This is a genomic window from Ruegeria sp. Alg231-54 (assembly GCF_900143525.1).
Taxonomy (GTDB): Bacteria; Pseudomonadota; Alphaproteobacteria; order Rhodobacterales; family Rhodobacteraceae; genus Ruegeria.
Genome location: NZ_FREZ01000001.1, coordinates 887,269 through 906,359, shown reverse-complemented (window position 1 = coordinate 906,359; position 19,091 = coordinate 887,269). Strand labels below are relative to the sequence as shown.

Here is a 19,091-nt window from a genome sequence, read left to right as displayed (position 1 = left end):
TACTGGTCTTTCCCGGATAGTGTGGATTTTGCTGAGATTTTGCTGAGATTGAGTATGAACGGGCAGCGAACGCCTGTTTGCAACGCTGCTTTCCAGCAATCCGCTCGGCGCTCTTGACAGATTAACTTTGCTTGAGCGGGGCAGGGCGGTTTCGTAGCGTTTGGGAATGACCAAACCTACCTCCTTCTGGTACATCAAAACCAGTCCCGAGATCAGCCGTTTGGCTGTGGTGCTGCACGTTCGGTTCCCATTATCGGTTCGAAACGTGGAAGAACTGTTGCATGAGCGAGGCATCGAAATGGGTCATGAGACAGCCAGCTACTGGTGGAACCGTTTTTGGCTCGGTGTTTGCGTCCGAGATCGGGCGGAAAGCCGGCATCGGGTCGAGAACTTGTTTGCCCGGCTGAAGGACTTGTGTCGTATCGCAAACCACTATGACCGATGTGATAAACTTTTCCTGTAGGTAATCTGCATCGCCGCGACCGCCATCTTTTGGTTGGGAATCGTAACGCTAGACAGTATCGCCTTTGTTAATGCAGGCCGATTTAGATGGCGGCAGCCCTAATGCTTCCTATCTCGATCTCTCTTTTGCGTTTAGACGAAGCAACCGCGGCGAGAACTATGGCCACTGATTTTAGGTTGGTTCTTGCAGATGTTGAGGGCTCTCTGTCGTCTTCAATTGAACAAAGAAGCTCCCCCATGGCGCCACGAAACCCGTCGTTGAACCATTGTCCTTCGAGTGCAGGCCGCGCAATGCCATGCGCTGTCTCAAGTGTCACAGATTGCGTCGACAGATCCGACCCAACTGATGTCAGGCTACCGGTCGTACCTGCAACGTATGTTGTATCGCGAGGCCCATAGGGAACGCCCCCGTCAAAAACCAGGCTCGCTTGGCCTTGGTCCAAACGAACCAGCGCCTGCGACATCAGAGGCACTTTGTTGGCCTGGCTGCGTGCAGATGTAGCGGTTGCAAAAACGCTTTCCGCCCTATCTCCGACAAGAGATGAAAGAAAATCGAACCAATGCACGCCGAAATCGTAAAGTATCAGATGTTCGACCTCGTCAAACGGGGTACCTGCAGTCCAGCTGTGATCCCAGTGAATTGAGATATGGGCCGACAGAACATCACCGATCAATCCGGCTGAAACCGCCTCTCGCATCCAGGACAGGTGCGGGGCCCAACGACCGTTCTGGTTTACCGCTAGTTTAACGCCTTGATCATCTGCCAGCTTCACAAGGTCATTACCCAGATCGAGGTCGGTAACAAAAGGCTTCTGGCTGAGCACGTGTTTGCCCGCTTGCAAGGCAGCTTTGATGATTGGCACACGATGTTCGGGGTGCAGCGTGACATCGACAACGTCGATCTCGCTATCGGCAAGAAGCGCCTCCCAGTCATCTTCGATGCGGGCAGAAGGGCAGTATTCAGCAGCTTTCTCTTCAGCCTTTGCGCGCGTACGGTTCCAGATTGCGGCGACGTCCCAGCCTGCTGTTCGGTAGGCATCAAGATGGCTTGCAGAGATCCCACCCGTACCAATAACCCCGATCCGGGGTTTAAAGCGTCGAGGCATTGGTGGAAGATACTGCAGATACGGCGCATCGATTTCGTGCAGATGCGCAGATTTCAGTGCGTATTGGTCCGTATTGGCACTGTCTGCGGTCATGCGAGTAACCTAAGTGTTCGTTTTTCATATGCCGAGCGGAGCGCCGTATCGACGATCCGTTGCGCTGTCAGGCAAAGAGCTGGATCCAGTGGCCCTTTGACCGGGATTTCTCTGGATATGCAGTCAAGGACGTACTCAATCGCATTTCGTTCACCTAACGGTAGCGGAGTCACTGGTATCTCGTGCCGGTCAGGTCTTTTGCGGGTTTGAACCGTTATGTGATTGGCATAATCGGGCGATGAAATGGTGCCATCTGTGCCCACAAAGACGAATCCGCAAGTTGGTTGAGGCTGCGTTGTCCACGGGTCGGTGAAGGTGCCCCAACGCGTTTCCATTTTTGAGAGCCCGGTTTCATAACGGCAAACGGCAATGGCATGTTGGTCGACCTCGATCCCCGGTGTCTCATCGACTGTGCATGTCACCTCAATCGGCTCCTCGCCACCCATATACCAGGTTCCAAGCGTCGCGCCGTAGCCAAGGTAATCCAATAGTGACCCACCGCCCGATGCCCGCTTATACCACCATGAGTTCGGTTTCTGGCGCTCAACTTCGTTCGGGGTGACTTCTACCTTGTCGGCCAGATGGTACAGAGGTCCGCGATTCCCGTCATAGAAATGCACTTCGCGCAGGTCGCCGACCATCCCGTCATCAATCAACCGTTTGGCCGTCACATGGCTTTCGACCCATCGCAAAGGCCAGTTGATGATCAACTGCTTTTCGGTCCTATCCATTGCAGCCATCATGCGGCGCGCATCGTCTGAAGATGCGGCAAAGGGCTTTTCGACAAAAACATGTAGGTCGTAAGAGGCCAGACGTTTAGTATATTCCGCGTGCTGAGCCGTTGCCACGCAAAGAAGTGCCATGTCGTAGGGGCCCGCAGCCATGCACGCGTCGAAATCGGTAAAAATCCGATCTTCGGGAATGCTGAATGTCGTTGCAGCAGCTTGCATCCTGTCCCGATCCGGATCGAATATCCCAGCGATTTCGGCGTCGGGATAATCGTGAACCATCCGAAGCAAATCACCCATATGCATGTGATCGAAACTAATGCCGACGATCCGGAATTTTGCCATTGGAAACTCCCTTTAGCGCGTGCCGGTAATCCTGACGTAGAGCGCGGTAACTGCGAGGATGATCAGCCCAAACAGGGCCGTACGTGCACCTTCCGGCATCTGCATCAAGGTTAGCATAGTATCTAACACACGCAGAATAAGCGCGCCCACAATCGCACCTGCGAAACTGCCACGACCTCCGAAGATTGATGTGCCGCCAATCACCGCTGCGGCCACTGAGGGTAACAATAATGGGTTAGCAAGGCTCAGCGAGGTTTGGCGGATCATGCCGAGATAGAGCAAGCCGGCTAGCGCGGCGATCAAACTGGAAAGCACGTAGAGCCCCAGATAGACCTGCCATGCTCGGACCCCGGACAGCTTAGCGGCCTGCTCATTGGAGCCTAGGGCGAACAGAAGCCGACCAAATCCTGTATAGCGCATGAGCCACAGGATAAAGAGAGCAAACGGGATGAATACAAAAAGGCCGTTCGGCATTCCAGCAGTGCGGCCGGTTCCGAGCCAGGCAAGTAAGGCGGGAATTTCGGTGCCAGCATTGATGACGAGGCGTTGATAGACCTGCAGGCATCCGGTGGCGATTAACCCTGTTCCTAGGGTCATGATCAATGGATGGACCCGGACCAATCCCACGCCGATGCCATTTACAACGCCCACAACTAGGCCAGCTGACAGCGCGATCAATACTGCAGGTGTCACGCCCCAAATCGCACTAAGTGTTGCGCAAACGAAGGCTGACACGGTGGCAACTACCCCGACCGAGAGATCTATTCCTGCGGTTAGCATTGTTAGCACCTGACAAGCCGCAAGCATCGCCAACGGAATTGCAAACTTGATCAGGTTGCCAACCCAAAAAGTAGAGATTAGCCCATCCCGACCTGCACGGAAAGGGGTGACGATACCCGGCCGCAATACTTCGAGCACAGCGATCATCAGGATAAGGAAGACCAATAGCGGGATGATCGGGTTGTCTCGCAGATAACGGCCAAAGCGGACCATCGTCGGATCTGTAGTGTCCATGCTCATCGGCGGGCTCCCTTTAATGAAGCCGCCGTGCCCAGCATAACGACGAGAACCATAATTGTGCCTTCGATAATCGTGGTCACGTTTGGATCGACGGCAAGCAATGTCAGGATCGTTCGAATGATCCGCAAAATGAACACCGCGATGATCGGCCCAAGCAAGCCGCCTTTGCCACCGCCCAGCACGACACCGCCCAAAACCACGGCCGCAACCGAGGCCATAAGATATGGCCCCGGAACCGGCTCTCCAATCCCGGTTAGGGCAGCGAGGCTTAACCCGCCCATGGCACAAAACAGCCCGCATATTGCATAGGCCGCTATCTTTGTTCTTCCCACTGAAATGCCAGAGCGGAAGGCGGCAAGCTCGTCTGATCCGGTGGCGTAAATCGAGAGCCCGAGTTTGGAGCGCCGGATTGGCAACCAGACAACAGCGATGCCAAAGGCAATGACAAGCAGCGCCTTAGGCAGTCCGTTGAACAGAAAGTGACCGCGTATTGCCTGTTCCAGCCAATCTGCAGTCGCGCCGCCCGGAGTCTCGAGGATCAACAGCGCGACGCCTTCCCAGACAAACAACATGGCGAGTGTCACAACGATGTCGGGCACGCGCGTTACAACGATCAAAAGACCATTGATCAACCCCATCAAAAACCCGACCCCCAACACGATAAACAAGGCCGGTACACCGGCCATGCGCTCCATCAGAACGGCTGCAGTCACAGCACAGACCGCCATCATAGACGCAACAGACAGGTCGATACCGCCGACGATTACGACGACGGCCATACCGGCGGTTGCGAAAGCAAAGGGCAGGGCGGCGCGGGCAATACTCTCCAGTCCTGACGCACCGAAAGTTGGCTGTATCAATTTTGTGATGGTCAAAAGGACCATGAGAAGAACCGCTAACCCCATGACCCATGCGTGTTTTCGGATGGCCACGCTCACGCCGCGCCCTCCGTCTCGGTCAGGCCATAGGCCGCACGCATCAGTGTTTGTTCATCCGCGTCAGCGGCATCAATCACATCAACCACACGACCGTTGAAGATTACGACCGCGCGGTCACAGGCAAGTGGGATTTCTTCCAACTCGGACGTGTAGAACAGAACCGCCGCTCCCTGATCTGCCAACTCACGGACAAGCGGGTAAATCTGGCGTTTTGTGCGCACATCGATGCCACGGGTCGGATCGAATAGAAGCAGGGTTTCGACACCTGTCGCCAGCCAGCGACCAATGGTGACTTTCTGTTGGTTGCCACCTGAAAGCCTTTGCACCTCGCCCTGCGCGCGTGTGTCGATCTGCAGCTTCTCAACCGCGTAAGCGACCCGATCGCGCTCATGCCGCAATTTTATTGGCCCCCAGTTATTGAGCCGGGCTGAAAATGGCAAAGCGATGTTTTCTTTAACTGACCTTTGCGCCAGCAGAGCGTCTGAACGATCGCCCGGAACGAAGGTTATCCCGACTGCAATGGCGTCGGCGGGGTGGGCGAAGTTCACGGGCTTTCCATCAACTTCCATCGATCCTGAAGATGGGCGATCAAAGCCCGCCAGAACCTCAAACAGTTCATCTTGCCCCTGACCCTCAAGCGCGACCACGCCTAGGACCTCGCCGGGAAATAAGTCGAACGAAACATCCGAAAAACTGGGCTCAAAAGCCAGTGACTTAATGCTCAGGCGCGGTGTCTTAGCCCGTGGTTCATTTGCTTGAAGGATCTGACGTGTTCCAATGTCAATCTTCTGACCCAGCATCAATTCGACCACGCGTTCTTCTACGCCGGGTTCAATGTCGAGATCTCCGACAGACATGCCATCCCGCAACACAGTGGCCCGATCGCACAGTTCCGAAATCTCGGTGAAACGGTGAGAAACATAGATCACACCCATCCCGTCATTTGCTTTGCGCCTTACGGTCTTCAATACGCGTTCAACCAGATCCGTCGGCAGCGCTGCGGTCATTTCGTCCAGCAAGAGGACATCAGGTTCAACGGCCAAAGCGCGTGCCAGATCGAGGATGCGCAGCGTAGCAAGTGGCAGGTCGCCAATCATTGCCGATAGTTTCAGGCCTTCGATGCCAAGTTCTGTAACCCAGTTTTGAAACTGATCGACAGGTGTGTCTGTCAGCCGAAGATTGTCGGATACGTCGAGATCAGGAATGAGTGAGGGTTCTTGATAAACCGGCACCAATCCGGAACGGCGCGCCTCGGCGGGGCTTCCGACAAACGCTTGTTTGCCTCTGATCAATACCTGTCCAGCGTCGGGTTTAAGGGCACCGGTAATGATCTTGACGAAAGTGGACTTGCCAGCACCATTTGCGCCCATCAAGGCGACGATCTCGCCTTCGGCAACCGTGAGGTGCGCATTGGTCAACGCCCGTACGGCGCCAAAACTTTTGGCCACGTCAGACGCGTCGAGAAGTGGTGTGCTGCTCATGGAAGTCCTTGAATGCCGAGTGGGTTGGATTTGCCTTCCGCCCAGCTAAAGGCGGAAGGCCAGTCAATTCGGATCAACCCTCGCCGGGTCCCTTACAGTCGATGATTTGTTCCATCGTGTAGTCGGTCCAGCCGGGAACGGTCACTGATACGGGCCACTCTGGGTCAAGGTTAGGATTCTGAGCCGCTGTGATCGTTTCACGGCCTGCGTCCGTCGAGTTCTCCCAAAGCACAGGATCTACAAGAACGGTTTTGTTCTCAGGTGCCTTGCCGTTCAGAATGTCGACAGCCAAAGCAATGCCTGCGCCGCCGACTGAGCCAGGATTTGTTACCGCTGCGCCATTCAATCCCTCAACCTCGGTCAAGTATTGAACAAATCCTGCGTTGTCTGCGCCAACGATCGGAACCAGGGGAGCGCCGGATTCAGTGAACGCGTCGACGATTACATTGTCGATACCGCTGGTCCAGACACCGTCGAACGGAATTCCGGTGGCCAGGTAATCGAAGATCTGTTGCTTGCCCTGGTCTTGCTGCCAGCCGGTGAAAACTTCATGCACCACATTGATATCGGGGTGTTCTGCCAACGCGCGTTTAAAGCCGTTGTCTCGATCTGTATCGGCTGAGACGCCAGCAATGCCACGCATGTAGACAACGTCACCTTTGCCTCCGAGTTGTTCAAACAACCATTTGGCACCGAGGTAGGCGTATTCTTCCTGATTGTTCGAAAGAATGTAGGCACCTTCAGCCGAAACGCCGGCATCCACGGCAACAACGACGATATCTTGCGCCATTGCTTTTTCCAGTGCTGAATTCAAAGCATCCGGGTTGGAGGGGTTCAGGACAATTGCGTCAACGCCTGCTTCGATGAGGTTGTTGATGTCTTCCAGTTGCCCGGCTGAATCGGTGTTGCGATGCGCGACGATCAGGTTTGTCACATCGGCTTCGACCAGAGCTTGGGCACGCATGGCGCAAATCATCTGTTCGCGCCAGCCATTGCCTTGAACGGTATTGGACACTCCGATTGTGTATTGCTTGTGCCCGTCAGCCATCGCCACAGTTGAAAGAGACGCTGAAACTGCAAGAGCAGCAACACCATAAAGTAGGTTCTTCATTTTTTTTCCTCCCAGATTTAGTCATTTCAAATTTGATAATTTCTTCACTTGATGAATGGTGACAGGACATCCCGGGCCAGCAGAAAACCCCGCTTGACCTTTTCGTCAGTCCCTTCAAACAATCTGTCTTCATGTTCGATAATGATCGGACCGTCGTAACCGGCGCGGTACAGGCCGGAAAAGAAACCGGACCAATCCACATCGCCCAGCCCGCAAAGTCGCGGGATTTGCCATCCCATACCGGTTGACATCACCCCGTTCTCATAAAGCCCGTCCTGGTCAACCATCACGTCCTTGGCATGGACATGGGCCATGTATGGGCCAAATTCTTTGATGAACCGTTTTTGATCGATGAACTGCCAGATCAGATGTGAAGGATCGAAGTTCATGCCAACCGCATCGCCCCATTCCTCGAATATCCGCCGCCAGATTCTTGGCGAGTAAGCAATGTTGTGACCCCCGGGCCATTCGTCATAGCTGAAGATCATCGGGCAGTTCTCAAAGCACAGACGTACTCCGGAGTTTTGAGCGTGCTTCACGATCGGGTCGAAAATTTCGGTGGCACGCTCCCAGTTCGCGTCGAGATGCAGAGTGCGATCTCCGCCGACGAATGTGTTGACAACTTTGATGCCCATTACGCCAGCGGCTGTGACTACCTTGTTAAGATGCCCAATGACTTCAGCCCGGTGCTCTGCATCGGCGTGGAGCGGGTTGGGATAGTACCCCAGACCCGAAATCTCGATACCCTGATCGCCGAGCTTCCCAACAATTTCAGTGCCCTGACCCGCAGAAAGGCCATCTACGTTGATGTGGCTGGTTCCCGCATAGCGCCGTTGTTCGCCACCTGACGATGGCCAGCAGGCGACCTCCATCGCCGAAAACCCATTGGAACCGGCCCAGGCCGCCACCTCAGTCAATTGAGAGTTTTCGAATGGTGCAGTCAGTAAGCCCAGTTTCATGTCATCGCCCTCAAATCTCGCTCAAATCGACCCAGCGGCTCTCACTCGCCGATTTCACGACGGCATCGCAGAACTGCATCTCGTAATGGCCGTCCTCAAATGTGGCCCATGTGCTGCCTTGTTGCCGCCCGCCTGAGATGACGTCGGCATAGACCGCCCGGAAAAAGTTGAAGAATGAATCTGCGAACCCTTCGACATGCCCGGGCGGCAATGTGGCGGCTGCGATCCCCGAAGCGTTCATCAAGGTGAAGTCACGCATCAGGGTCTGGTTGGGCGCGTCACGATGCCCAATGAACAGATGATCAGGAGTTTCACTGTCCCAAGCCGCACTGGCATTTGCTCCGGCGATGTCCCATTGCAACGAGTTCTTTCGACCCATGTTCACCTGAGATGTGCTCATCACGGCCCGCGCTCCGTTTTCATATCGGATGAGGATCATGGCAGCATCGTCGGTATCGATGTGCACAGTCTTAGTTTCGCCGGTTCCGCTGGTAAATGTCTCAACCGGACCAAGAGGTTTCTGGCGTTTCGGAAGGAAGGTTGTCAGCTCTGCAAAGACAGAGGTCGCCTTCAACCCGGTGACGAAGCTGGTCAGGTCAACCCAGTGCGTTCCGATGTCACCAACCGATCGCAGCGCGCCGCCCATTTCGCTTTCTAGCCGCCAGTTCCAGTCGCTAGGTTTGGCAAGCCAGTCCTGATGGTAGTGCCCGGTAACAAAACGGATGTCACCCAGATCCCCGGCCATGACCATGCCATGGGCTTGTTGGTTCAGCGGATAAAAGCGAATGTTGTAACAAACCGCTGCAACCTTGCCAGAAGCCTTGGCAAGGTCGACCATTTCGGCGCTTTCAGCGGATGTCATGGCAAGGGGTTTCTCGCAGATGACGTGTTTGCCCGCAGCCAGGATCGATTTCACCTGCGGATAATGTGCGTGATTAGGGGTCGTTACATGTACGACATCGACACTTTTATCCGCCAATAGGTCGTCCAGCGTGTCAAAGGCGCGTGGAACGCTCATTTCGCGCGCCCGTTCCCGGCCACGCTCTGGCGATGATCCAAGAAGACCTCTTACATCTACACCCAGACGCCGAAGGGCCTGAACATGCACTGTTCCTATGAATCCGGTCCCGATCACCGCAGCGCGGATTTTTGCGATGTCACTCACTGTGCGCTCCTGTCAAACAACCGAATACCCTCCGTCCACGATCACGCAGGCACCTGTCACAAACGCTGCCGCATCGGATGCGAGAAACAAGGCTGTTCCAGCGATGTCTTCGGGATGACCCCAACGTGCCAATGGAGTGCGGTCTTCGATAGCAGTTGTGAAAATAGAATCTTCTCGAGCCCGGGCAGATTGCTCTGTCACGACAAACCCAGGCGCGATTGCATTCACCCGAATACCATCCTTGGCCCACGCAATCGCCAATGATTTCGTCAGTTGTTCTACACCGGCCTTTGACGCGCCATAGGCTGGGTTTCGTGGCGAACCAAAGCGCGCATACATTGAGGCCACATTGATGACGCGGCCTTTTGCGCCCGAAAGGGCAGGGTGCAGCGCTTCGGCGCAGCGAAAAGACCCTGTTAGATTTACGTCCAACACGTGGGAGAAGAATTCGGGCGCCATTTCCTTGCCACGCTGTGTGACCGCAGCGCAATTGACTAAAACGTCAATATGGTCGCGTGTGCTTGCGAAATTGTAGACTTCGTCGTTGTCGGTCACATCCAGTTGAATGTAGTCAAACCGGGCGGCGTCCTCTTCGACGCATTGCGGTTCCACACCGGTAATCTCCACTGTGGCACCCGAGTCCTGGAATTCTCTTGCAATAGCGGCACCAATGCCGGCTCGGCTGGCACCGATCACCAGGACCGTTGCCCCGGCAAAGTCGAATGTGACCTTCGAAACCATCAAAGAACCCGGCTTTTGTTGCGTTTGAATTCGGATGCCATCAGTTTCCCTCGTTTAGCGAAATCGTTACTGCAATCGATTACATTTTGAGAAAAACCCACTTTCCAAATAGTGTAATCGATTACATAATCGGCACCACATGAGATTCGAGTCAAGCTAGAAATCGACTGCCAAGCAATGAGCAAGATACCCAAACCCGCCACAATACAGGACGTCGCACGTGTTTCGCAGGTGTCGACAGCCACTGTAAGTCGTGTTCTGTCCAATCCCGATCTGGTGTCAAAATCAACACGTGGTGCTGTTTTGGATGCTATTCGCGAGACGGGATATCGTGTTAATCAAGCTGCCCGAAACCTGCGGATGAAAAGGGCGGGGGCGGTACTGATCCTGGTTCCCAACCTCGGCAAACCTTTCTATTCGGGCATACTTGCCGGTATCAGCGAAGGGTTTGCGGGCTCGGACTATGCAGTTCTGATCGCCGATACCGAAAGTAATCCGCTGCAGGAAGAAACTCTTGCTGGGTACTTTCGAGACGGCCGGATAGATGGCGCAATCTCTTTGGATGGTGGCATTCCTTCGACCGCACTTCAGCAATGCGTCACATACGGCGCGGGCGACCGCATAGTATTTTTATGTGAGTGGGTGGAAGGCGAGGCCTTTCCGGTGATTTCCAGCGACAACGCTGAAGGTGCGCGATTGGCGATCAGGCACTTACATGATTTGGGCCACAAGAAAATCGCGCATGTTACCGGTCCTGACGGGAATGTTCTGACGGCCGCCCGGCGTGAGGGTGTGGTCGAAGAACGGACACGCTTGGGGCTCCCAGCGCGGTCCGAGTGGATCATCAGGGGCGACTTCTCGCTGGAATCCGGACATGAGGCCGCCAGACGAATACTTGCGATGGATGAGCGCCCAACGGCGGTGTTCTGCGCCGCGGATATGGTTGCTTTTGGATTGATTTCCGGGCTGGTCGCGGGTGGGTTGAAGATTCCCGGTGATATTTCGGTTGTTGGTTTCGACGACATCGAAATGTCTGGGTCTTACGTTCCCGCGCTGACAACAATCCGACAGGACCGGCACCAACTGGGGCGCCGTGCGGCGGAGGTTTTGCTGGGCCAGTTGGCGAACACTGGCAAAGCGCTCCCAATGAAATCAGCGCTTCCCGTAGAGCTTGTAACACGGGCGAGCTCTGCGCCGCCCAATTAGCGCAGTCAAAATCTAGGCGCCTTTGCTATAGTCTAGCCAGAAGCGGGACGCGCTGTGAGCGATGGAGACAGGGGAAATGAGTAAGTCGACCACACCCATTGGCTCTGAACTCACTGTTCGAGATTATTCCCTGACTGGTGCGAATACGCGTCAAGCGATAGAAAACGGCCTGTCTGCCGCAGAGTGGTACCACAGCGATGTTCCTCGTAAGAATCTGAAATCGCTTATGAAGCGCAGGGATGCGCCGGCCATTCGAGACACAGTGATCTGGATCGCTCTGCACTTTGTTTTTGCGGCTGGTGGTCTGTACTTCTGGGGCCGCTGGCTTTGCGTGCCTTTCTGGTTTGCATACGGCGTCGTGTATGGTTCTGCCTGCGACAGCCGTTGGCACGAATGCGGACACGGAACAGCCTTTCGAACCCGCTGGATGAACGACGTCGTGTACCACATCGCGTCCTTCCAGATCATGCGAAACCCGGTCAATTGGCGCTGGAGCCACGCGCGGCATCACACCGATACACTCATTGTTGGCCGCGATCCGGAAATAGCGTGGATGCACCCGATCAGCCTGATCCTGAAAGCGCTTGCGTTTGTGGGGATTGTTGAAACGTGGACTTCCCTCAAAGTTCTGACGCGAAATGCGATGGGAAACTTGTCGCAAGAAGAGCGGGATTACATTCCGGAAAGCCAATGGCCCAAGGCGATCTTTTGGGCGCGGGTTCACATTGCAATCTACGCCGCTGTTTTGGTGGTTTCATTTGTTTTGCTTGTCTCCGGGGCCGCATGGAAATCCCTGATCCCCATACTCTTGATCGGAGGTCCTCGGGTCTATGGGTGTTGGCATTTCGTAATGACGGGGCTGCTTCAGCATGGAGGGCTTGCGGAGAATGTTCTTGATCACCGTTTGAATTCCCGAACGCTCTATATGAACCCGATCAGCCGATGGGTATACTGGAACATGAATTACCACATCGAACACCATATGTTCCCGATGGTTCCATACTATTCTCTTCCAGCGCTTCATGAACTGATCAAGGATGACCTGCCGCCGCCGAACACTTCGATTTGGGACGGCTACAGGGAAATGATGGGCTCCGTCATGAGGCAGCGAGTAGATCCGAACCATGCCATTCGAAAGTCGCTCCCGCCGACGGCCCGCCCATATCGGGAACATTTGCACTTGGCAGTTCCGGAGAGAAACACCGGGTTAGAAATCGGTGATCAAGGAGGAACGTAATGCCTTGGGTTGACGCATGCGCCGTAGACGATGTTGAGGAAGAAGATCTCATTCGTTGGGACCACGACGGTAGAACCTACGTGATTGTTCGTAGTTTGGACAATGAGTTCTATTGCACCGATGGTCTCTGTACACACGAACAAGTGCACTTGTCGGACGGGCTGGTGATGGACAACGAGATAGAGTGCCCCAAGCATAATGGGCTATTCGACTATCGCACGGGCAAAGCTTTGAGGGCGCCCGTATGTGAAGATCTCCGCACCTACGCAACCAGAGTAGGAAATGGTCGCATCATGGTATTGGTAGGATGATTTATTGGGTTGGGAGTGGTTTGTGATCGAACTGTCCGCAAGGGGCATCCGGCTTTCATTCGATTTGCAGTTGGGGTTGATTGAGAGTTTCAGTGTGTACGACGGTTACGCAGAGATTTCACCACTGCATCGCGCCCCTTGGGTCGGCACAGACGAAGTTATGCCCGAAGGTATAGCACCTCATTTGGAAAAACTCGGCGGTGATTTCTTCTGCGCCCCATTCGGGTCAACTGAGGGGACATCGCCGTTGCATGGGTGGCCAGCTAACTCTCGTTGGAGACTAGAAGAAAAGACCGACAGCTATTTGCGCGCTGAGCTCGACAGAACGGTCTATGGAGCTAGGCTGCAAAAAGAGATTACACTGCATCCTGAGCATCCATTCGTCTACCAGCGTCACACTTTCATTGGTGGCGACGGCATGGTGCCAGTTGCAAATCACGCAAATGTATCCTTGCCCAATGGCGGGATCATTCAAACCTCTCGAAAGCAGTGTTGGAGAACGCCGAAGGTCTCGCAGGAAGTTGATCCGGCATTGGGCTATTCAACGCTTAGATATCCGGCTGAAAGCCAAACGTTGGCCTCTTTTCCCGGGAAAGACGACGAAGTGAATCTGTCAAACTACCCTTGGTCTCCACAGAGTGAAGACTTTGTTGTTGGATTGGATTCGCCTGAAGAGAAATTGGGTTGGACCGCGGTAACTCGCCCCGTGGAGGGCGACATGTTCCTATCGCTTAAATCGGCTCAGGCTTTGCCGATGACGATGCTGTGGCATTCGAACGGTGGTCGATATTATGCTCCTTGGTCGAGCCGCCACTTCGCCTGCCTTGGGGTTGAGGAAGGGGCCGCGTCGCCCATCCTGGGAAATGTCGAAAACAGTTTCCCGAACGATCACGGCGTCATTCATCTAAACCCCGATCGCCAAGTTGAGGTTACACATGTAATCGGGGCGCTTCGTTGGCGTAGTGGAGCCAGGGTGATTGCAGTTGAGACTCTGGGAAACCAACTCTTGATCCGAGGTACAGAAAATCAGGAGATTCTTGTGCCATTCGATCCGCAAGCCCTGAACATTTGAACGGGTGGTGCAGGGGAAATTGGCTTGAGACAGGCAGGGCAGTTTCGTAGCTTCGCTTGATGACAAAAACGCTCACTTTTTCGCTGCTTCAAAACCACCCCTGAGATCATTCGCCTAGCAGTGATGGTGCACGTTCGATTCTGGTTGAATAGGTTTGGCCCTATCTGTGCCGCAGAAACTAGCCGAAAACACATAGATCGGATGCGATGTTCTGCGAACTGGTAGCGGCATCTAAATTAGGTTATTATTGAAGATCACCGGCAAGCAATATTACCTGTGACGGGCAGCCGACCATGAAGGCGAGGTGCTGGAAAGCTATGACACGAAGCGCCGGGATCGTGTTGCGGCCCTCGAAGAAAGCGATGAAACGATTCGGCCAGCCAGGTTTCGTCGTCACTGACAAATTGCACTCTTACGACGCGGCGATGAAAGTCATAGGGAATGCGTTAGGACAAGAAACTGGCCGTTGGAAGAACAATCTTGCTGAGAATTCACATCTTCCGTTTCGAAAAAAAGAACGTGCGATGCTCTGCTTCCGGCAAATGTGATGTTTGCAATAGTTTACCGCAGACCACTCACCCGTCCATAGTCACTTCAATCATGAATGGCAGCTTTACTCACGCGACAAGTGCAAACTCAACTGAACCGCCGCTCTTCCCGCGTGAAGCCAGATTCTTCCGCCTAAATTCCGGCTTTCTGAGTTAGGCTGAGACCGGTTCGAATTTGTCTGATAGCACTGCCACTCATGCCCGTCCCATTTGATTTCCCGTTTCAGAATTGTGTAGTAGTCCCAGCGATTTGAAGCGCTGTTTACTTTCAGCTTCACGTAATACCGCTCTGACTGAAACTCGAGATCAAGTATTGGGTCCGTATTTTGGCGGGGTTGCTATGGGCGTCATTCACTGGATTTACGGCGATTTGCAGGGAGTCGTGAAAGACAGGCCGAGAAGGCGATTTCGTGGGCAAGTGTTAATAGCTTTTCAATTGTTTGACCGGGTTTGCCTTAGCTAATGAGCGAATTAAGCTGTCTCAGTATGAGATGTGTCGATTGTCGGAACGTTGATAGCCCAAGTGGCTGTCCTGCTTTAATCAGTCGAAAGAATGCGTAAAGCGGCAGTCTGGACTTTCCGCCCGTTGTTGGCTCATGGGGCCTGTCGGGCTGAGGCGCAGGAATGCTCCTGTGGCGGTTCACATCTAAGCGTATGAAAGCATTCATGGTACATGGCAATTTGCCAATTTATTTACAAATACCCCAGTTATTCGTGAACAAATTTACAAAATTTTGTTTCAATACTAGTAATTTATTGAGAAATTTTCTGTCTGATTTCCATTATTGGAATGCACAAAAGTGCGCTTTCGTCTGCTGGAAGAGGAGCCAAAGGACGAAAAATGGAAATGGGAGGAATACATGACTAAGAATAATGTCACGCGCCGCGGCGTGCTAAAGTCCGGTGCCGTTGCAGGTACCGGTCTGGCCCTGCCTACGATCTTTACGGCTTCGTCGGCCGCTGCCTTTACCAATGAGCCGACAGGGGCGTCTGTCACTCTGGGCTTCAATGTTCCGCAAACCGGACCTTATGCCGACGAAGGCAATGACGAATTGCTGGCGCAGCAGCTGGCGGTCGAACATCTGAACGGCGAGGGCGACGGTGGTTGCTTGAACACATTCTCGTCGAAGGCGCTGCAGGGGAACGGTATCCTGGGCAAGAAGGTCGGGTTCGTCACCGGCGACACCCAAACCAAATCGGATGCAGCCCGCGCATCGGCCAAGTCGATGATCGAAAAAGACGGCGCAATCATGATCAACGGTGGTTCGTCCTCGGGCGTGGCTGTTGCGGTTCAGGGCCTGTGCCAAGAGGCGGGCGTCATCTTCATGGCCGGCCTGACCCACGCAAACGACACCACCGGCAAGGACAAGAAGGCCAACGGTTTCCGCCACTTCTTCAATGCCTACATGTCGGGTGCCGCTCTGGCGCCGGTGCTGGCGGCTGAGATGGGCAAAGAACGTCGCGCCTATCACCTGACGGCTGACTACAACTGGGGCTGGACCCAGGAAGAGTCGATCGTTGCCTCGACCGAAGCCCTGGGCTGGGAGACGGTCAACACGGTCAAAACACCGCTGGCGTCTACGGACTTCTCGTCCTACATCGCACCGGTTCTGAACTCTGGCGCGGACGTGCTGGTTCTAAACCACTATGGCGGCAACATGGTGAACTCGCTGACCAACGCGATCCAGTTCGGTCTGCTCGACAAGGTTGCAAACGGCAAGGACTTCAAGATCGTCGTGCCACTGTATTCCGAGCTGATGGCCGCTGGTGCGGGCGAGAACATCAAGGGTGTTCTGGGCTCGATGAACTGGAACTGGCAGTTGCAGGATGAGGGCACAAAGGCCTTCGTGAAGTCCTTTGGTGAGAAATACGGCAAGCCGCCGTCCAACTCTGCTCAGACCTGTTATGCACAAGTGCTGCTTTATGCGGATGCATGTGAGCGTGCGGGCACCTTCAACCCCTGTGGTGTTGCAGAAGCTCTGGAAGACTTTGAGTTCGACGGGCTGGGCAATGGTCCCACTTGGTATCGCGGGGCTGATCACCAGTGCTTTAAGGATGTGCTGGTTGTGCGTGGCAACGAGAACCCGACCAACGCGTATGACACGCTTGAAATCGTCGAGATCACGCCGCGTGCGCAGGTCGAGTACGATCCCGAGCACCCGATGTTCGCCGGTGGCGAACTGGGCAAGTGCAATCCGGGCGCGTAAGCCTTTTGGCGAATGTCTGACCGTCGTTCTCGGCGGTCAGACGACTTACGGCCAGGCCTGTGGGCCTGGTCCCAACCACTCAATCCACACTGACCAACCCTGAGGTGGGCCCAATGGACGCCATCCTACTGCAAATACTCAACGGTCTGGACAAGGGCTCGGCTTATGCGCTGATCGCGCTGGGTCTGACTCTGATCTTCGGGACGCTCGGCGTCGTGAACTTTGCCCACGGGGCTTTGTTCATGATTGGCGCGTTCTGCGCCGTTACTTTGCAAAAGCTGCTGAACCTGAGTTTCGTGACCCTGGATGAAACCCAAAAAGACTTTCTGGGTAATCCGCTGAAGGTCGAAACCCCTTTTATCGAGGCCTGGTTCGGCCCCGAAGTCGGCGCAACGATTATTGACTGGTCCGTCCCGCTATCCATCCTGTTCGCGATTCCGGTGATGTTGCTGGTTGGCTATGTGATGGAACGCGGGCTGATCAAACACTTCTATAAGCGCCCGCATGCAGACCAGATCCTTGTGACCTTTGGCCTTGCGATCGTTCTGCAGGAAATCGTCAAGTATTTCTTCGGCGCCAACCCGATCCAGACCCCTCCGCCTGATGTGCTGAGCGGATCTGTCGATCTGGGCACCATGGTTGGTTTTGATCCCAATGCAATCATCTACCCGATCTGGCGATTGGTCTATTTTGGCTTTGCCGTGGGCATAATCGGGGCAGTGTTTTCGTTCCTGCAGTTCACCACCTTCGGGATGGTTGTCCGCGCCGGAATGGCTGATCGGGAAACAGTGGGCCTGCTAGGCATCAATATTGACCGCCGGTTTACCATTATGTTTGGCATTGCTGCCGGTGTCGCCGGCCTAGCCGGTGTGATGTACGGGCCGCTCAACCCGCCGAACTACCACATGGGAATGGACTTTCTGGTCCTTAGCTTCGTCGTGGTTGTTGTCGGCGGAATGGGGTCATTGCCAGGCGCTGTTCTGGCGGGCTTTTTGCTGGGCATTCTGGAAAGCTTTGCCTCGACCACCTGGGCCACCACAACGATCCCGGGCATCAATCAGATCATCATCTACCTTGTCGCCATCATCGTGCTGCTGACGCGTCCGCGCGGGCTGATGGGGCGCAAGGGCGTGATGGAGGAATAATCAATGTTGGGACTGAATAAAAAAGACACCAGCCTGCTGATCGTCGTCGCACTCCTGACCTTGCTGGCGCCTTTCATCCTGAACCCGTTTCCAGAGGGCAGCGCCATGGCGCAGTTCAACGCGGGTTACCCGGATTTGATGCAGAGGTTCGTGATTTTCGGGATCTTCGCCATCGGGTTCAACATTCTGTTTGGCCTGACCGGGTACTTGTCTTTCGGTCACGCGGCCTTTCTGGGCGTAGGATCATACTCGGCAGTTTGGATGTTCAAACTGCTCAGCTACAACGTCATTCCAGCCATCGCGCTGAGTGTCGTCGTCGCGGGCCTGTTCTCACTACTTATCGGGTTCATCAGCCTGCGGCGGTCGGGGATCTATTTCTCGATCCTGACGCTGGCCTTCGCACAAATGAGCTTTGCGCTGGCCTACTCGGTTCTGTCAAACCCCAAGTTTAACCTGACAAACGGGGAAACCGGCCTGCAGGTTTATGCAGATGATCCGCAGATTCTGCAGGGTGCCAACGCGCCCGACTTACCGCATCTGTTTGGATTGCCTATGCGCGCGACGTACACGATGGACGTCGGCGCGTGGAGCTTTGACTTCAACGCGGGTTACTACTTGTGTGCCGTGATCATGATGGCCGTGTTCTACCTGTCTATCCGTATCTTCCGGTCGCCCTTTGGCATGATGCTGCGGGCGGTAAAATCGAACCAGCAGCGGATGAACTATACGGGCCTGAACTCCAAGCCATATACGCTCGCGGCCTTTGTGATCTCGGGCATGTACGCCGGTCTGGCCGGTGGTCTGATGGCCGCCATGGACCCGCTGGCAGGCGCCGAGCGGATGCAATGGACGGCCTCGGGTGAGGTGGTTCTGATGACGATCCTCGGTGGTACGGGTACGTTGATCGGGCCGGTTCTGGGCGCAGGTTTCATCAAGTATTTCGAGAACATCTTCTCGAAGATCAACGACAACGTCCTGCATAGCTGGTTCGCATTCCTGCCTGACGGACTGGAGGACGCCGTGGTGTTCGTGATCCATCCGTTCATCGGCAAAGGCTGGCACCTGACGCTGGGCATCCTATTCATGCTGGTTGTCATCTATCTGCCGGGAGGTCTTGTCGAAGGTGGGCAACGTTTGCTCAAGCGCTTCAAGCGCAAGAAAAAAGACACCGACGATGCGCCGTCGGGCAAAACAGAACCGGCGGAATAAGGGGCGA

The 19,091-nt window shown here is 54.6% G+C and carries 16 protein-coding genes and 3 pseudogenes; 10 read left to right on the top strand and 9 right to left on the bottom strand.

All coding sequences use genetic code 11. The annotated features are described in order from the left end of the window. Positions 1-166 precede the first annotated feature (166 nt). A pseudogene (locus tag DHN12_RS04500) lies at positions 167-320 on the top strand (IS6 family transposase); the annotation flags it as partial. Positions 321-370: 50 nt separating this feature from the next. Beyond that, positions 371-463 (top strand): annotated as a pseudogene (locus DHN12_RS04495) (IS5/IS1182 family transposase); the annotation flags it as partial. A gap of 82 nt (positions 464-545) precedes the next feature. On the opposite strand, the gene DHN12_RS04490 reads toward DHN12_RS04495, so the two are convergent. The 9 genes from DHN12_RS04490 to DHN12_RS04450 all read right to left on the bottom strand — a co-directional run bounded on the left by DHN12_RS04490 (position 546) and on the right by DHN12_RS04450 (position 10,149). Then, complete coding sequence (locus tag DHN12_RS04490) at positions 546-1,661, bottom strand: Gfo/Idh/MocA family protein (protein ID WP_108859036.1); 1,116 nt, start codon at positions 1,659-1,661, stop codon at positions 546-548. Then, on the bottom strand, positions 1,658-2,734 hold the full coding sequence (locus DHN12_RS04485; RefSeq protein WP_108859035.1) for a Gfo/Idh/MocA family protein: 1,077 nt from the start codon (positions 2,732-2,734) through the stop codon (positions 1,658-1,660). Before DHN12_RS04485 ends, DHN12_RS04490 begins: the two co-directional genes overlap by 4 nt. 12 nt (positions 2,735-2,746) lie before the next feature. Further along, the gene (locus tag DHN12_RS04480; protein ID WP_108859034.1) at positions 2,747-3,754 is read right to left on the bottom strand and encodes an ABC transporter permease; all 1,008 of its coding nucleotides are present in this window, start codon (positions 3,752-3,754) and stop codon (positions 2,747-2,749) included. Then, positions 3,751-4,692: an ABC transporter permease gene (locus DHN12_RS04475; RefSeq protein WP_108859033.1), complete on the bottom strand. Its 942-nt coding sequence runs from the start codon at positions 4,690-4,692 to the stop codon at positions 3,751-3,753. Before DHN12_RS04475 ends, DHN12_RS04480 begins: the two co-directional genes overlap by 4 nt. Next, complete coding sequence (locus DHN12_RS04470) at positions 4,689-6,173, bottom strand: sugar ABC transporter ATP-binding protein (RefSeq protein WP_108859032.1); 1,485 nt, start codon at positions 6,171-6,173, stop codon at positions 4,689-4,691. Before DHN12_RS04470 ends, DHN12_RS04475 begins: the two co-directional genes overlap by 4 nt. Before the next feature lie 73 nt (positions 6,174-6,246). After that, positions 6,247-7,284, bottom strand: coding sequence for an ABC transporter substrate-binding protein (locus tag DHN12_RS04465; RefSeq protein ID WP_108859031.1), 1,038 nt, complete (start codon positions 7,282-7,284; stop codon positions 6,247-6,249). 44 nt (positions 7,285-7,328) lie between these two features. Then, complete coding sequence (locus DHN12_RS04460; protein ID WP_108859030.1) at positions 7,329-8,243, bottom strand: sugar phosphate isomerase/epimerase; 915 nt, start codon at positions 8,241-8,243, stop codon at positions 7,329-7,331. Between the two features lie 10 nt (positions 8,244-8,253). Continuing rightward, entirely contained in the window at positions 8,254-9,408 is a 1,155-nt protein-coding gene (locus DHN12_RS04455) for a Gfo/Idh/MocA family protein (protein WP_108859029.1), read from the bottom strand. A gap of 12 nt (positions 9,409-9,420) precedes the next feature. Next, positions 9,421-10,149 carry an SDR family NAD(P)-dependent oxidoreductase gene (locus tag DHN12_RS04450; protein ID WP_108859028.1) on the bottom strand — a complete coding sequence of 243 codons (729 nt, stop codon included), beginning with the start codon at positions 10,147-10,149 and terminating at the stop codon, positions 9,421-9,423. Between the two features lie 177 nt (positions 10,150-10,326). On the opposite strand from DHN12_RS04450, the gene DHN12_RS04445 reads away from it, so the two are divergent. The 8 genes and pseudogenes from DHN12_RS04445 (at position 10,327) to DHN12_RS04410 (ending at position 19,084) form a co-directional block, all read left to right on the top strand. After that, the gene (locus DHN12_RS04445; protein ID WP_108859027.1) at positions 10,327-11,355 is read left to right on the top strand and encodes a LacI family DNA-binding transcriptional regulator; all 1,029 of its coding nucleotides are present in this window, start codon (positions 10,327-10,329) and stop codon (positions 11,353-11,355) included. Between the two features lie 76 nt (positions 11,356-11,431). Continuing rightward, complete coding sequence (locus DHN12_RS04440) at positions 11,432-12,592, top strand: fatty acid desaturase family protein (RefSeq protein ID WP_108859026.1); 1,161 nt, start codon at positions 11,432-11,434, stop codon at positions 12,590-12,592. Further along, positions 12,592-12,903 carry a MocE family 2Fe-2S type ferredoxin gene (locus tag DHN12_RS04435; RefSeq protein ID WP_108859025.1) on the top strand — a complete coding sequence of 104 codons (312 nt, stop codon included), beginning with the start codon at positions 12,592-12,594 and terminating at the stop codon, positions 12,901-12,903. Before DHN12_RS04440 ends, DHN12_RS04435 begins: the two co-directional genes overlap by 1 nt. A 22-nt stretch (positions 12,904-12,925) precedes the next feature. Beyond that, positions 12,926-13,975: a hypothetical protein gene (locus DHN12_RS04430; protein ID WP_159089960.1), complete on the top strand. Its 1,050-nt coding sequence runs from the start codon at positions 12,926-12,928 to the stop codon at positions 13,973-13,975. A gap of 105 nt (positions 13,976-14,080) precedes the next feature. Further along, positions 14,081-14,619 (top strand): annotated as a pseudogene (locus DHN12_RS04425) (DDE-type integrase/transposase/recombinase). 764 nt (positions 14,620-15,383) lie between these two features. Further along, positions 15,384-16,730, top strand: a complete 1,347-nt coding sequence (locus tag DHN12_RS04420; protein ID WP_108859119.1) for a substrate-binding protein — start codon at positions 15,384-15,386, stop codon at positions 16,728-16,730. Between the two features lie 113 nt (positions 16,731-16,843). After that, on the top strand, positions 16,844-17,875 hold the full coding sequence (locus DHN12_RS04415) for a branched-chain amino acid ABC transporter permease (protein WP_108859023.1): 1,032 nt from the start codon (positions 16,844-16,846) through the stop codon (positions 17,873-17,875). Between the two features lie 3 nt (positions 17,876-17,878). After that, complete coding sequence (locus DHN12_RS04410; protein ID WP_108859022.1) at positions 17,879-19,084, top strand: branched-chain amino acid ABC transporter permease; 1,206 nt, start codon at positions 17,879-17,881, stop codon at positions 19,082-19,084. Positions 19,085-19,091: the final 7 nt, after the last annotated feature.